We start from the raw sequence: 14,241 nt of genomic DNA, 5'->3' as shown, positions 1-14,241 counted from the left end.
AGCCACCTGCTCTCCCACCAGTGGACCGAATAGGCGAATCGCCCGGTTAGCTTGGTATTCCATGGATACCCGGAAGGCCGGCGCCTCGGGCGAGCCGGAGCGGCGTGCCCGGGTGCTGGTGGTCGACGATGAGCCGGCCGTACGCGAATCGCTGACCAGCAGCCTGGTGTTCGAGGGCTACGAGGTCGTCGAGGCGAGCGACGGCGTGGCCGCTCTGGAGCAGATCGAGCGCCAGGAGCCGGACATCATCGTGCTCGACGTGCTGATGCCGCGCATGGACGGGCTGACGGCCTGCCGCCGGTTGCGGGCGCAGGGCCGCACCTCGCCCGTGCTCATGCTGACCGCCCGCGACATGGTCGGCGACCGTGTCACCGGGCTCGACGCGGGCGCGGACGATTACCTGGGCAAGCCGTTCGAGCTCGACGAGCTGCTGGCGCGCATCAGGGCGCTGCTGCGGCGCAGCGCGGCGGCGGCCTCCCGGGACGCCTCCGACGCCGATCAAGGCGAGGTCCTCGCCTTCGAGGATCTGCGGATGAACACCGTGACCCGCGAGATCACCCGGGCCGGCCTGCGCCTGCACCTCACCCGCACGGAGTACACGCTGCTGGAGATGCTGCTGCTCCACCCGCGCCAGGTCCTCACCAGGGAGCAGATCCTCCAGACGGTGTGGGGGTTCGAGTTCGAGCCGGCCTCCAACTCCCTCGACGTGTACGTGATGTACCTGCGCCGCAAGACCGAGGTCGACGGGCTGCCCCGGCTGATCCACACGGTGCGGGGCATCGGCTATGTCCTGCGTGCGGCAGCCACTCCATGACCCGCCGGCTGACGCTCCGCGCGCGCCTGACCCTGCTCACGGCGGTGGCGGTCGCGGTCGCCGTGGCCTCCTGCGCGGCGGTCAGCTGGCTGCTCACCCGCGGGCAGCTCTACCGGCAGCTCGACCAGACCCTCACCCAGACCCCGGCAGGGCGTCCAGACGACATCGTGAGCGCCATCCGCCACTGCAGCCCGAGCACCACTGAGGGCATCCGGCCAAACCCGCTGCGCTACACCGCGCAGCTGGTACGGCCCGACGGCACCCGGTGCACCATCCCCGGCTCTCCGCAGGCGCTCGTCGTCCGTCACGCCGACGTCCAGGTCGCGACCGGCGAACGAGCGGAGGTCTTCCGCAACGGCGTCACGACCGAGGGCGCCCCCATGCGCATCCTGACCCGCCGCACGCTGGGCGGCGTCACGATCTCCATCGCGCTGCCCCTGCGCGAGGTGCGCAGCTCGCTGAACAACCTCGCCCTGCTGCTCATCCCCGTCTCGCTGCTCGGCGTGCTCGGCGCGGCGACGGCCGGGCTGCTGATCGCCCGCGCGGGCCTGCGGCCGGTGGACGAGTTCACCGACGTCGTCGAGCACATCGCCCGTACCGAGGACCTGGACACGTTCATCCCGGTCGACGGCAAGGACGAGATCACCCGGCTGGGCAGTTCGTTCAACACGATGACCCGTGCGCTCGCTGCCTCGCGGGACCGGCAGCGCGCGCTCATCGCGGACGCGGGCCACGAGCTGCGCACGCCGCTGACCAGCCTGCGGACCAACATCGACCTGCTGCTGCGGAGCGAGGCGGCCGGCCGCGACCTTCCCGCCGACGCCAAGCACCGGCTGCTGATCAGCGTCAAGGCACAGCTCCATGAGCTGTCCAGCCTGGTCGGCGACCTGCTCGAACTGGCCAGGCCGGCCGAGACGGCACGGCCGACCGAGGTGGTGGAGCTGCACGAGGTGGTCGGCCATGCGGTCGAGCGGGCCAGGTTGCGCGGCCTCGGCCTGCGGATCGACGCCTCGGTCGAATCATGGCGGGTACGGGGCGACGCGGGCCAGCTGGAACGGGCCGTGATGAACCTGCTCGACAACGCCGTCAAGTTCAGCCCGCCCGGCGGCGTGGTGGATGTGCGCCTGCGGAACGGCGAGCTGACGGTACGCGACCACGGGCCGGGCATCGCCCCCGATGACCTTCCGCACGTCTTCGACCGGTTCTGGCGCTCGCCCTCGGCCCGCAGCCTGCCGGGCTCGGGCCTCGGGCTGTCCATCGTCGCCCTCGTCGTGCGCGAGGCCGGCGGCCGGATCTCACTGGAGCCCGCCCCTGGCGGCGGGACGCTCGCCCGCATGCGCCTGCCCGAGACGGCCGATCAGACGTCGCCGTCCGCCTGATCGGCCACCCCGGGCACGGCTGTGATCAGGTACCGGCCGTCACGGGGTGCCCCCGCCGCCGCCCATCCGCTGCCGGAAGCCGCCGAGCGCGCCGCCCTCGGTGATGTTCGTGGCGGTCACCGCGCCGTCCTGGCCGGGAGTGCCCTGTACGACGACGGTCGCCCCGGACTTCAGGTCCTGGAGGGAACCGTCCTTGGTCACCCGAACCGTGGTCGATCCGCTCGTCGTGACCTTCACGTCCTGCCCGTTCGCGGTGCGCAGGTAGATCGTGTCACCGCTCACCTTCTGCACGGTGCCGGCGGTGATCCCGCCGGGGCCGCCCTGCCCTCCGGGCTGACCGCCGAAGCCGCCCTGACCTCCCTGGCCACCTTGGCCGCCTTGGCCGCCGAACCGCCGGCCGGTCTGCCCGCCCTGACCGCCCGCCTGCCCCTGCGGCGCACCGGCGACCGCGCCCACCTGTGATCGGGAGGAGTCGTCGCCCCACATCCGGTTCGCCTGGATGCCTGCGACGAACCCGGCGACCGCCACGAGCGCGGCGCCGAGGCAGAGCGTCAACCCCGGTGGCCTGGCTCGCCGCGGCCGGGCCGCCAGTTCGTCCTCGAGATCGTCGTCGAACGGGGAGGTGGCCAGTACGTCCAGGTCGCGTGGACCGGCCGTCTCGGCCGGGTTGCCATGCTCGGCGGACGCCGGTCGGTCCGGCTCCCGGTCCGGCTCCGGGTTGTGCCTCTTGGTGCTCACGTCGTCGTTCTCCTCGGTCGGGTCGGGTCGTCCGCTGACGCACCGGCGGCTCTGACGGCTCCTGGGCCGGTGTCGGTCGGGTCGTACGCGTCGTACGGGGATGGATCAGTCGGGTCGCAGGTGGGCGGATCACTCATGCCGCAGGGCCTCGATCGGGCGCAGGCCGGCCGCGCGGCTCGCGGGATAGCTGCCGAAGAACAGCCCGATCGCGACCGAGACGCCGAGGGCCAGCAGGATCGACGACGGCACGATCACCGGTGTGACGCCGACGATGGTGAACTGGGCGCCGATCACCCCGGCGGCCACGCCGGCCAGCCCGCCCACCAGGCTCAGAACGGTCGCCTCGGCGATGAACTGGCCGAGGATCGCGCCCTTGGGCGCGCCGATCGCCTTGCGGACGCCGATCTCGCGGGTCCGCTCCGTGACCGTCACCAGCATGATGTTCGTGATGCCGATGCCGCCCACCAGCAGGCTGATCGCCGCCACCGCTCCGAGCAGCACGGTGAAGGTCCGGCTCGCCTCGCCGACCGCAGACTGGACGCTCGCCTGGTTCATGACCTGGAAGTCGTCCGCCGCCGCGCCGGTGATGTCGTGACGCTGCTGGAGGATCGCGGTCACCTCGCTCTGGGCCGCGTCGACGACCTCGGAGGTCTTGGCCTCGACCACGATCTGGTCGAGGCCTCCGTACCCGGTCAGGCTCTGCTGTACGGCGGGCAGCGGCGCGATCGCGACGCTGTCGGCGTCCTGGAAACTGGACGACGAGGAGCCGGACTCCTCGAGCACCCCGGTGACCACGAACTGGATGCCACCGACGTTGATCTGCTTGCCGAGCGGGTCGACGGTCCCGAAGAGGTCGTCGGCCAGGCTGCTGCCGATCACCGCGACCTTGCGCCCGCTCGCCACGTCGTCGGTGGTGAAGGAGGAGCCGCGCGCGATCGTCTTGTTGGCCGCGGTGAAGTAGGTCGGGTACGTGCCGACGAACTGGTTGATGGTGGCGCTCGTTCCGGCGTACGTGGCGGTCGCGCCCTGGGCGTTCACCACCGGCGATGCGCTCTTCACCGACGGTGCCTCCCCACCCGAGGCGAGGGCCTGGGCGTCGGCGAGGGTGAGATCGTGCGCCTGAGTACGGGGACCGCTGCTCTGCTGCTGCCCCGCCGCACCTCCGGCTCCACCGGCGCCACGGGCGCCTCCGAAGCGGCCGGCGCGCCCGCCGAGACCACCGAAGCCGCCGCCCGTGGTGGACTTCGTGATGGTCAGCGAGTTGGCGCCCAGGCGCTGGATGCTCTCCTTGATCTGCACCGACGAGCCGTTGCCGACCGCGACCAGCAGGATCACCGCCCCGACGCCGATCAGGATCCCGAGGGTGGTGAGGGCGCTGCGCAGTTTGTTGGCCGAGAGGCCGCGCAGCGCGAACCGCAGCACCTCCACCGCGCTCATCGAGCGCTCTCCGCATAGGCCGGCCGGGGCGGGTCGCCGGCGACGGGCGTCTGCCGCCGATCCTCGACGATCCGGCCGTCCACGAGGCGGATGATCCGTTTGGCGTGGGCGGCGACATCGTTCTCGTGCGTGATGATCACGATGGTGCGCCCGGCCAGGCTGAGCCGGTCGAGGATCCGCAGCACCTCGACGGTCGACGTCGTATCGAGGTTGCCGGTCGGCTCGTCGGCCAGCAACAGGGCGGGCGCGGTCACCAGTGCCCGCGCCACGGCCACGCGCTGCTGCTGTCCGCCCGACAGCTCGTTCGGCTCATGATCGACCCGGTCCGCCAGCCCGACCTGCTCGAGCGCCACGAGCGCGCGCCGACGCCGGGGCTGCTTCGCCACTCCGCCGTACGCCAGCGGCAGCTCCACGTTCGCGAGCGCGCTCATCCGGGGGATCAGGTTGAACGACTGGAAGATGAAGCCGATCCTGCGGTTGCGCAGGATCGACAGCCGGTGTTCGTCGAGGCGGCCGACATCGGTGCCGTCCAGGCGGTAGCGGCCGGTGGTCGGCACGTCCAGGCAGCCGAGGATGTTCATCAGGGTCGACTTGCCCGACCCCGAGGCCCCCATGATCGCCACGTAGTCGCCCCGCTCCACGACCAGCGAAACGCCCCGCAGCGCGTGCACGGCCGTGTCGCCCGCGCCGTACACCTTGGTCACCTGCCGTACGTCCAGGACCGGCGGCGCGGCCGCGCTCATGGGCGTCCTCCGCCGCCACCGGCGCCACCGCCACCGCCACCGAGCAGACGGCCCTGACCGCCTCCGCGAAGCACGCCGCCGCCCGCCGGGAAGCCGCCGCCCGTACTGCCCGTGGTGATGGGGATGACGACCTGCTCGCCTTCGGCCAGCCCGGATCTGATCTCCGTGCCCTGGGCGCCCGCAACCCCGATCTCGACCGTCTTGACCACCGGACGGCCGTTCTCCCGTACCGTCACGGTGCTCTGGCCGCCCGCGGTGCGCACCGCGGCGGACGGGACGTACAGCACGTTCTCGGCGTGGGCGACGACGATCTGGATGCTCGCCGTCTGGCCGAGGCGCACCTTCGGAAGGGTGCCGGTCAGCGTGATCGTCGCGCCGTACCGCACGACGTTGTCGGTGGTCGTCGGAGCCGGGTCGATCGCGGTCACCTTGCCCTCGGCGGTGACCCCGGTCAGCGCGTCGAAGGAGACCGTCGCCGCCTGGCCCGCCTTCAGCTTGGTGGTGTCGGCCTCGGTGAAGCTGCCCTCGATCTGCAGCTTGGAGGTGTTCGCCAGCTCGATGAAGCCGGTGCCGGTGGAGCCGCTCGAGGATGAACCCGAGGACGAGCCGGAGGAGGAAGACGAGCTTCCGGCGCTCGTGCCCGAGCCGCCCGACGCGGTGGAACCGGAGGTCGAGGAGCCGGAGCCGCCGGACGAGCCGCCCACCGTCCCGTTGACCGCCGTCACCGTGCCGGAGAACGGCGCCTTGAGCACCGTGCCGTCGACTTGGCGCACAGCGCTGTTGTAGGCGTTCTTCGCCGACACGTACGCGGAGTAACCCTGCGCGGTGGAGGTGTCGGCGTCCTCGGCGACGACCAGGTTGGCCTTGGCGGCCGCGAGGTTCTCCAGTGCCTCGGTGCGGTCGAGCCGCGCGAGCTCCTTGCCCTTGGCGACCTTCTGCCCCGGCTTGACGCTGACCCTGCTCACCGTCCCGGAGGCCCCGAAGCTCAGTGATCGCGTCTCGGCGCTCTCGACCGCCCCCGCGGCCGAGACCGACTGCTCCACTGTGCCCCGCGTGACCTGCGTCGACCGCGTCGCCGCGTCGGCGCTGTCGCCGTCACCGGCGAGGGTCACATAGGCGATGCCGACCCCTGCGGCCAGCAAGACGCCCAATGTGCCATTGACCAGCACATTTCGGCGCTTGTATTGGAATTTCATGTCACCTGAGCGTGGGGGTCGCCGCTTGGGTAACGGTGATGGCTTCATGAGAGTTCTATGAGATCTCGGCCCCGCCGCGGCTGATCACCGCGGCTCACCGCCGCGCCCCGCCGCCGCGGCTCACCGCCGCGCGATGCTGGTGAAGTAGGACGTCGTGTTCAACTGGCCCGAGCCGGTGAACACCTCGGCACCCGCCGCCACGCCGCTGAGGTATTTGGCGGGGCTCAGGCCGAGGTTGGACCGGAGATAGTCGAGGAAGTCTCCGAGGTCGAGCTTTACCGAGGACGTGTTCGTCGTGCGGACGAAGGTGTAGATCTGCCAGCCTTTTTCGCCCTCGTAGAGGTCCCAGCCGTCTCCGCCGACGCTCACCGTGCCGACCTTGGTGCCCAGTGGCTCGGCGCCGCCCGACCGGTAGGTCCAGACCAGGACCTCGTCGGTCGGCGTCGAGTCGGCGCCGGGCTTGGCCACGTCGTGCAGCCACAGGTCGTAGGCGACGGCGAAGGAGCCGGAGCGGGGCGCCTGATATCGCCACGCGGTCTTGACGTCCTGGTCGTCCGACAGCCGGGTCGGCAGCCCACCGGTCGAGGCCTTCCACCCCCAGCGCCAGCCGAGCACGCTGCTCGCGAAGGCCTTCACCGTGTCGGGCCGGCCGCTCCAGCTCCAGCTCGTGCCCCAGCCGATCGCGGTACGCGTACGCCAGTTGTCCCAGAGGCACTGCCAGCCTGAACCGGCCGGCGCCTCGATGTCGTTGTTGAGCCAGTACCTGCCCATGACGATTGCGCCGTCGCGCTCGCAGGTGGTGGTCGCCCTCAGGGGCGCGGGCACGAGCAGCGGGCTGAGTGCGAGAGGCCCGGCCAGCGCCACCCGGGTCAGGAGTCGACGAAGTCGCATGGGCGCGCCCCCCTGGCTGTGAGTGCCGACCCGGGCCCGGTGGCGGCGGTGATCGCCGTGCGCCGTTCCCGGCACGCGCCGACCCGGCGCGGTGACGGTGCTGTTCTCGAAGACCACGGCCCGCTGGGTCGCGGGGCCGGCCGGGGCCGAGGGAGACGGAGCCCGATGGAGCCCTCGCCGCCTCGTCCACGTCCTCTCACCATACGGTTCGTCCGGCGACCGGAACAGACGGGCGGCCGCCCGGGGCGTCGGCCGACGGGCCCGCGATCACCTCGTCACAGGGGCCTTGCCGGAAGGACGGCCCCGGGGCGCGCGGCGGGTTCTCGGGCGGTTCGCGGCGGGGGACGGGCGGGACAGGACGGGCCGACACCCGGTAGCGGTCGCCCTGAATCCCAAGAAACCTTGGAAATAACCGGCACTGCCGCATACGCACTGTGTCCAGCCCCATTGCTGCCGAAGAGTGCTGCTACGCTCACCGTCCGGTGGCGCCGCCCGTGTCCCACTTGCCCTGCTCATGGCGCCGCCGCTGGAGACACCGCGCAAGGAGTGCGCTTGGTGAGATCCGACGACGGCGCTGAAGCCCACGGTGCTCAGGACCACAGTGCTCAGGAAGAGTTCAACCGGTTCTTCGAACAGCATCATCGAGAACTCGCCCGGCTGGCGTATCTGCTTTCCGGGGACGCCGACGCCGCTGACGATCTGGCGGCCGACGCTCTCGCTGCGGCCTGGCGCCGCTGGGACCGGGTCAGGTCCGCGGATCAGCCCATCGCCTACGTACGCAAGATCGTGATCAACCTCGCCGGCAGCCGGGTCCGCAGGCTGATCCGGGAACGCAGGAAGCTCAGCGTCGTCAGAGCCATGGCGCAGGAGCGGACCGACGCACCGGACGTGCCCACGGCGATCGACGTGCGAGCGGCGTTGCAGCGGCTCCCGGCGCGCAAGCGGGCGTGCGTCGTGTTGCGGCACGCCTTCGACCTGTCGGAGCAGGAGACGGCCCGGCTGCTCGGCATCTCCGTCGGTACGGTGAAGAGCCAGACGTCCAAGGGAGTCGCGGAGCTGGAGAGGGTGCTGCGCGCCGAGCACGAGGCGTCCGGCGCCGAAGGCCAAGCCGCTTCGGACCCGGCCACCGGCGGGCGGCAACCTTTCGACCCGCCTGGGTCGACTTCATCGAGAACCGCCTCTTCGCCTCCGAGTTCGGCGAACACCACGTCAGGCCCCGGCCACGGAAGGGAGTCATGATGCGTTCCGGCGACCAGACCCCCGAGTGGCTCGGCTCGGCCCTGCGGCGGGAAGCCGGCCGGCACGAGCCCGACAGCGCCCGGATGCGCGCCATGATCGAGGCCGCCGGGCGTCCGCGCAGCGGGCGTGCCCGGCTGCGTACGGCCGCGACCTCACTCGCCGCGGCCGGCACCGTCGTGGCGATCACGGTCGTCACCTGGCAGGGCCTCTCGGGGCTCGGGCACAGGGATTCCACGCCGCCCGGGTCGGTCGCCGGCGGCTCCGCGTCGACGTCACCGGCACCGCATGCGGCGACCGTGCGCACCGGCGAGAGCGGCTCGGCCGCGTCCGGCGTTCCGGCGCCGCGGACCGGTTCGGCCTCTCCGGCGACGCCGCGCTCGTCAGCGACGCACCGGTTCCTGACCGTGTCGGGGGCGGTGACCCCGAACCCCAACGCCTACTGGACGCAGGAGAATCTCACGCTCAGGTCGAAGCGGCGGCTCGTCGAGCTGGCGGTGTCGGTACGGGTCGCCAGGACCGATTCGGTCAGATCGACCGGTTCGTGGCACGACCTGCCGCGCGAGGACTTCGAGCTCACCGTCCGCGAGGAGCCCGAGGCGGTGGTCTACGGGTTCGTCCTGAAGCACGGCCGGGCCGTCCCACCCGGTAAGTACACCTTCGCGGTGCAGTACGACCACGCGCCCGGCACCCGCGACGGGAGCCTCGACACCTTCACCGCCACCGCCACCGCCGAGCGCGGTGACACGGCGAACGTGCACGGCGGTTTCTGAACCCGCCTCTCGGCTGCGCGTCGGGCGGGGTCGCTCAGCTGCGCAGGTGGGAGGCGCCGAAGAGGTCCAGGATCGCGCCGCTGGCGAACTCGGCGGCCGGCGAGGCGAAGTAGAGCACCGCCTGAGCGACCTCTTCCGCGGTCGCCACCCGTCCGAGCGGGCTCTGCGCCCGGATCTCGTCGCCCTCCGGGCCCGCCATGATGGGGTCCGCCATGCCCGCGTCGACGAAGCCGGGCGCGACCGTGGTCACCGCGATGCCGCGACCGCCCACCGCCTTCGCGAGCGACTGGCCCATGGCGTTCAGGCCGGCCTTGGCCGCTGCGTAGGCGATCTGGTCCGGCTCGCCCCTGGACGCGCTGCGGGACGACACGTTGATGATCCGGCCGCCGTGGTCGCGCATGTGCTGGACGGCGCAGAACGCGACGTTGGCCGGGCCGATCAGGTTGATCGAGATGATGTGCGCCCAGGCGTGCTGCCACTCCTCGTACGACACGTCGAGGACGGGGTGCGGACGTTCCACGCCGGCGTTGTTGACGAGCACGTCGAGCCCGCCCAGTGCCTTCGCCGAGCGGTCGACCAGTTCCTTCGCCTGTGCGGGATCGGCGATGTCGGCGCCGATCGCGACATGCCCCTCCCCCGGCAGTTCGGCCACCACGCGCTCGGCGGCCTCGCGGCGCGAGGAGTAGTGCACCGCGACGCGATCGCCCGACTCGGCGAAGGCGTGCGCGATCGCGGCGCCGATGCCGCCCGAGGCCCCGGTGACGAGTACAGCCCTCAACTGATCTCCTTCGCGATCGCGTGCAGCCGGTCGAGAGCGTCCCACACGTCGACGTAGCGGGTGAACAGCGGCCCCGGGCCGAACCGGAGCCGGCTTGGCTCGAGATGGTCGATGACGACCTGCCGATCGGCCAGTTCGGCGACCATCCGCCTGGCCTGCGGGTGCTCGAAGGTGACGTGTGCCCCGCGCAGCGATCCCTCGACCGGCGAGGCGGGCCGCAGCTCGGGCAGCCGGTCGGCGGCCAGCTCGAGGATGAGCTCGGTGAGCCGCAGGCTCTTGGCGCGCACCGCGCCGATCCCGGCCTCGGCGAGCACGTCGATGCCGGGCTGGGCGGCGGTCATGGAGATGATCGGCGGGCAGCCGCACAGGAACCGCTCGATGCCCGGCACCGGGTCGTACCCGGGCCCCATCGTGAACTGGTCGCGCTGGCCGAACCAGCCCCAGATCGGCTGCCGCAGCGTCTCTTGCAGCTCGCGCCGTACGTAGAGGTAGGCGGGGGCACCGGGGCCGCCGCCGAGGTACTTGTAGGTGCACCCCACAGCCAGGTCGGCCCCGCTGCCGTCGAGATCGATCGGCACCACCCCGGCCGCGTGGCTGAGGTCCCAGATCATGTACGCGCCGGCGCGGTGCACGATGTCGTTGACGGCCGCCATGTCCAGCAGCGCGCCGGAGCGGTAGCCGACGAGGGACAGGCTGACGACGGCCACGTCGTCGTCCAGAGCGTCCCGCAGCACCCGCAGGTCCACGCCGGTGTCGGGATCGGAGCGGACCAGCCGCAGCTCGGTGTCGGTCCGGGCGGCGATGCCCTCGGCCACGTAGCGGTCGGTGGCGAAGTTGCCGTCGTCGGTGACGATCACCCGGCGCCCGGGTTTCGCCGTGAGCGCGGCCATGGACAGCTTGTAGAGGTTGACGGTCGTGGAGTCGCAGAACACCACCTGCCCGGGCGCGGCGCCGAGCAGCCCGTCGCCGAGACGGTCGCCCATGCGCTGTGCCAGGTCGATCCAGTGCGTCCACGAGCGTACGAGCCCGCCGGCCCACTCGTCCTCGAGAACCTGGCCGAGCAGCCGCCGGGTCGCCTTGAGCGGCCGGGCCAGTGAGCTGTCGTCGAGATAGATCAGACCCGGGTCACCGGCGATGTAGCGATCGCGAAAGGCGGCAAGCGGATCCCGCTCGTCGAGCAGCACGGCCTCGGACCGGTCGATCACGCTGAGAATCCTCGTTGCACAGATCGATGATCGACCATCCCGTCCGGCCCTGCCAAGCCGCCCCCCGGTCGGATCCGCAGTGATCTTGCGGTCGCCGGCGGCCGCGCGGATGATCGCAGGGATGTTCACGTCCGACACCGTGGGAGGCCACCATGCCGAGCGTCCTCGTCGCCGACGCCGAGGTCCACTACAGCGTCGACGGCTCGGGCCCGGGGCTCATGCTCGTTCACGGCACCGCGAGCAGCGGCGAGACGAACTTCGGCCATCTCGTCGACCGGTTCGCCGCCGACCGTACGGTGGTCATGCCGGACTACAGCGGCAGCGGCGAGACCACCGACGGCGGCGGTGACCTGACCGTCGAGGGCCTCGCCGACCAGGTCGCGGGCGCGGCCCGCGCCGCGGTGACCGGGCCGGTGGACGTGCTCGGCTTCTCGCTCGGAGCGGTCGTGGCCGCCGCCACCGCCGCCCGCGAACCGGGGCTGGTCGGCCGGCTCGTGCTGCTCGCCGGCTGGCCGCACGGGGACGACGCCCGCCACCGCCTGACCTTCGGGCTGTGGAGGGACGTTCTGCGCGCCGATCCGGACCTGTTCGCGCGGCTGGCGCTGCACCAGGCTCTGAGCCCTTCGTACCTCAGTGCACTCGGTGACGAGGGAGTCGCCTTCGCACTCGGCGCGGTGCAGGGCGGGCCCGGAGTCGCCCGGCAGGTGGATCTGGACCTGCGCGCCGACCTCACCGCCCTCCTGCCGTCCATCACGGCCCCCACGCTCGTGATCGGCCTGACCCGGGACCAGATCGTGCCGGTCGAACGGGCCCGGCTGCTGCACGAGGCCATCCCCGGCAGCCGCTACGCCGAACTCGACAGCGGCCACCTGGCGCTGTTCGAACGGCCCGACGAACTCGTCGACCTCGTGCGAGGCTTCCTGCGCTGACGACGCTCCGGTCAGGCCTGGGCGTTGATCTTCTCGACCATCCCGATCGAGGTCTTCATGAGCGTGCCGGTGACGCGCCGGAGCTCGGCTCGGTCCGTCCGCGCGGTGAACTCGATGAACAAGACGATGTTGCGCATCCGGACGTTCACCGTGATCCCACCATTGGCGAACACCTCGAACGCCTCGTCGCCCAGCCCGGAGAGAGGGGTTACTTGGACGTAGGCGGCACTGTGGGCGCGCGACCTGCGCAGCTCGTCCGCAGCGACGTCCGCCCCGGATCGCAGCGCCGTGGCCCGGTGCCTGGCGAACTTGATGTCCACGCTGCCCACCCGGTCGTGCGACCACATCGCCCACGAGCTGCTGTCGAATCCGCCGCCTCTCGGCAGGTAACCGCTCTTGACCTGCAGAGGCATCGCGGCGACCCGGCGATGCACATCGTCGTCACCGGACTTCGGCACCGAGACGGCGTCCGGGACCAGCTCGTAGTCGCCGCGACCCTGCCAGTAGGCCAGCCCGGTCCTGCCACCCACGAAGGCCCCGAGCGCCGCGATCACGACGACCACCGTCAGTACAAGCGACAAGATGATCTTTACACCACGACTACGGCGCCTCACCACGACAGCCCCCTGGTTCGGTGGTGCCGGGAAGGCGGCCTCTGACCGGCAACGACCGGGCACCGGCCACTGCTCCTACGAATGTGGGGGCAAATGTACCAATATCGATCTTGTCGGTGCCGGGCCGCGCGCCAGCCGGTGTTGAGAGATCACGACGGGGCGGGCGTGCTGGTCAGGGCCTGGTCGAGAATCTCCGCCGCGGTGTCGATCTCGTCGTCGGTCACGGTGAGCGGCGGCGCGATGCGCAGGCAGGCCGTCGCGCCGCCCGAACGGCCACGGGTGATGTTGAGCGACAGGCCGCAGCCGTGACAGGCGTCGGTCACCGCGTCGCCGAACTCCAGCGCCGGCCGCCTGGTGTCCCGGTCCGCGACGAGCTCGACGCCCCACAGCAGGCCCATGCCGCGCACGTCGCCGATGACCTCGTGGCGTTCGCACAGTTCGCGAAGATGCCGGCCGAGCCGCTCCCCCCGGGCGGCGGCCCGCCGCACGAGATCCTCCTCCGCCACCACGTCCAGCACCGCCAGCGCGGCGGCCGCCGGAAGCGGGTCGGCCTGGTGCGAGGTGAGGTACATGAACCCTCTGTCGTAGGCGGCCTGCTCGATCTCCGCCGTGGTGCCGACGGCCCCGACCGGGATGCCGCCGCCGAGCGTCTTCGACAGGGTCACGAAGTCGGGCACGATGTCGTAGACGTCCATGCCGAACATCGCCCCGAGCCGGCCGAATCCCGTCTGGGCCTCGTCGAGGATGAACAGCATCCCGCGCTCGTGGGCGAGCTCGATGAGCCGGCTGAAGTAACCGGGCGGCGGCACCAGGACGCCTCCGGCCGACAGCACCGGCTCGGCGATGACCGCCGCCGGGGCGCCGACGGACTGCTGGTCGTAGAGCTCGAACCCCACCTCCAGACAGGTCTGGTCGCACGTACCCGCACAGTGCCGTACGGGACACCGGTAGGCGTACGGCGCGGGCAGCGCGAAGATCCCGGGAGCCGTCGGGCCGTGGCCGCGCCGGCCGGCCGAGAACGTGACGGCCTGGCTGCCCGACGTCATCCCGTGCCAGCTGTGGGTCAGCCCGACGACCTCGAAGCCGCCGGTGGCGAGCTTGGCCATCCGTACGGCCGCCTCGTTGACCTCGCCGCCGGTGCTCAGGAACAGTGACCGGTCGAGCCCGGCCGGCATCAGGTCGGCGAGCCGTTCCGCGAGGGCCAGAACCGGCTCGGACAGCAGCCGGGAGTTGAGGTGGGAGACGTCGTCGAGCGAGCGCCGGATCGCCTCGGCGATGCGGGGATGGTTGTGGCCGATCGTGGCGCAGATCTGGCCGGAGGTGAAGTCCAGGACGCGACGGCCGTCGACGGTCTCGAGCCAGGAGCCGGAGGCCCTGGCGATCACGTCGGGTGCGAACTCGCCGGCGGGGCGGATCAGGAGCGATGCACGTGGGTCCATACCGCGATCGTCACTCGCGGCGAACCGGCGGGTCCAGCGAACATTTTCGACGGATATCGAGGGATGAAT

14 protein-coding genes are annotated in these 14,241 nt (G+C 71.6%); 5 read left to right on the top strand and 9 right to left on the bottom strand.

Features of this window, described 5'->3' with window-relative positions; translation table 11 throughout:
• Positions 1-61 precede the first annotated feature (61 nt).
• On the top strand, positions 62-814 hold the full coding sequence (locus HKK72_RS11385) for a response regulator transcription factor (RefSeq protein WP_187234278.1): 753 nt from the start codon (positions 62-64) through the stop codon (positions 812-814).
• Positions 811-2,193: a sensor histidine kinase gene (locus HKK72_RS11380; RefSeq protein WP_187234277.1), complete on the top strand. Its 1,383-nt coding sequence runs from the start codon at positions 811-813 to the stop codon at positions 2,191-2,193. The genes HKK72_RS11385 and HKK72_RS11380 overlap by 4 nt, the downstream gene beginning before the upstream one ends.
• A 39-nt stretch (positions 2,194-2,232) precedes the next feature.
• Here HKK72_RS11380 and HKK72_RS42105 read toward each other — a convergent pair whose 3' ends face one another.
• From HKK72_RS42105 to HKK72_RS11355, 5 genes are all read right to left on the bottom strand, one after another.
• Positions 2,233-2,931: a DUF5666 domain-containing protein gene (locus HKK72_RS42105; RefSeq protein WP_187234276.1), complete on the bottom strand. Its 699-nt coding sequence runs from the start codon at positions 2,929-2,931 to the stop codon at positions 2,233-2,235.
• A gap of 129 nt (positions 2,932-3,060) precedes the next feature.
• Positions 3,061-4,368, bottom strand: coding sequence for an ABC transporter permease (locus tag HKK72_RS11370; RefSeq protein ID WP_187234275.1), 1,308 nt, complete (start codon positions 4,366-4,368; stop codon positions 3,061-3,063).
• The gene (locus HKK72_RS11365) at positions 4,365-5,111 is read right to left on the bottom strand and encodes an ABC transporter ATP-binding protein (RefSeq protein ID WP_187234274.1); all 747 of its coding nucleotides are present in this window, start codon (positions 5,109-5,111) and stop codon (positions 4,365-4,367) included. Before HKK72_RS11365 ends, HKK72_RS11370 begins: the two co-directional genes overlap by 4 nt.
• The gene (locus HKK72_RS11360; RefSeq protein ID WP_187234273.1) at positions 5,108-6,307 is read right to left on the bottom strand and encodes an efflux RND transporter periplasmic adaptor subunit; all 1,200 of its coding nucleotides are present in this window, start codon (positions 6,305-6,307) and stop codon (positions 5,108-5,110) included. Before HKK72_RS11360 ends, HKK72_RS11365 begins: the two co-directional genes overlap by 4 nt.
• Before the next feature lie 120 nt (positions 6,308-6,427).
• Entirely contained in the window at positions 6,428-7,198 is a 771-nt protein-coding gene (locus HKK72_RS11355) for a GH12 family glycosyl hydrolase domain-containing protein (protein WP_187234272.1), read from the bottom strand.
• Between the two features lie 555 nt (positions 7,199-7,753).
• On the opposite strand from HKK72_RS11355, the gene HKK72_RS42100 reads away from it, so the two are divergent.
• Both HKK72_RS42100 and HKK72_RS11345 read left to right on the top strand, forming a co-directional pair.
• Positions 7,754-8,437, top strand: coding sequence for a SigE family RNA polymerase sigma factor (locus HKK72_RS42100; protein WP_187234271.1), 684 nt, complete (start codon positions 7,754-7,756; stop codon positions 8,435-8,437).
• Positions 8,434-9,207, top strand: a complete 774-nt coding sequence (locus tag HKK72_RS11345; protein WP_187234270.1) for a hypothetical protein — start codon at positions 8,434-8,436, stop codon at positions 9,205-9,207. Before HKK72_RS42100 ends, HKK72_RS11345 begins: the two co-directional genes overlap by 4 nt.
• Positions 9,208-9,241: 34 nt before the next feature.
• Here the strand turns inward: HKK72_RS11345 and HKK72_RS11340 are convergent, their stop codons facing one another.
• Both HKK72_RS11340 and kynU read right to left on the bottom strand, forming a co-directional pair.
• Positions 9,242-9,985 (bottom strand): SDR family NAD(P)-dependent oxidoreductase, encoded by a 744-nt coding sequence (locus tag HKK72_RS11340; protein WP_187234269.1) that lies wholly within the window; start codon positions 9,983-9,985, stop codon positions 9,242-9,244.
• Positions 9,982-11,190 carry a kynureninase gene (gene kynU / locus HKK72_RS11335; RefSeq protein WP_187234268.1) on the bottom strand — a complete coding sequence of 403 codons (1,209 nt, stop codon included), beginning with the start codon at positions 11,188-11,190 and terminating at the stop codon, positions 9,982-9,984. Before kynU ends, HKK72_RS11340 begins: the two co-directional genes overlap by 4 nt.
• A gap of 152 nt (positions 11,191-11,342) precedes the next feature.
• Here kynU and HKK72_RS11330 point away from each other — a divergent pair, with 152 nt between their 5' ends.
• Positions 11,343-12,119, top strand: a complete 777-nt coding sequence (locus HKK72_RS11330) for an alpha/beta fold hydrolase (RefSeq protein WP_187234267.1) — start codon at positions 11,343-11,345, stop codon at positions 12,117-12,119.
• A gap of 11 nt (positions 12,120-12,130) precedes the next feature.
• Here the strand turns inward: HKK72_RS11330 and HKK72_RS11325 are convergent, their stop codons facing one another.
• Together HKK72_RS11325 and HKK72_RS11320 are read right to left on the bottom strand one after the other, a co-directional pair.
• Positions 12,131-12,700, bottom strand: coding sequence for a hypothetical protein (locus HKK72_RS11325; RefSeq protein ID WP_187234266.1), 570 nt, complete (start codon positions 12,698-12,700; stop codon positions 12,131-12,133).
• Positions 12,701-12,882: 182 nt separating this feature from the next.
• Complete coding sequence (locus HKK72_RS11320; protein WP_187234265.1) at positions 12,883-14,172, bottom strand: aspartate aminotransferase family protein; 1,290 nt, start codon at positions 14,170-14,172, stop codon at positions 12,883-12,885.
• Positions 14,173-14,241: the final 69 nt, after the last annotated feature.

The organism is Actinomadura sp. HBU206391 (assembly GCF_014323665.1).
Lineage (GTDB): Bacteria > Actinomycetota > Actinomycetes > Streptosporangiales > Streptosporangiaceae > Actinomadura_C.
Note: the sequence above shows the minus strand (reverse complement) of the source record. Positions and strands in the feature narration are given on the sequence as shown.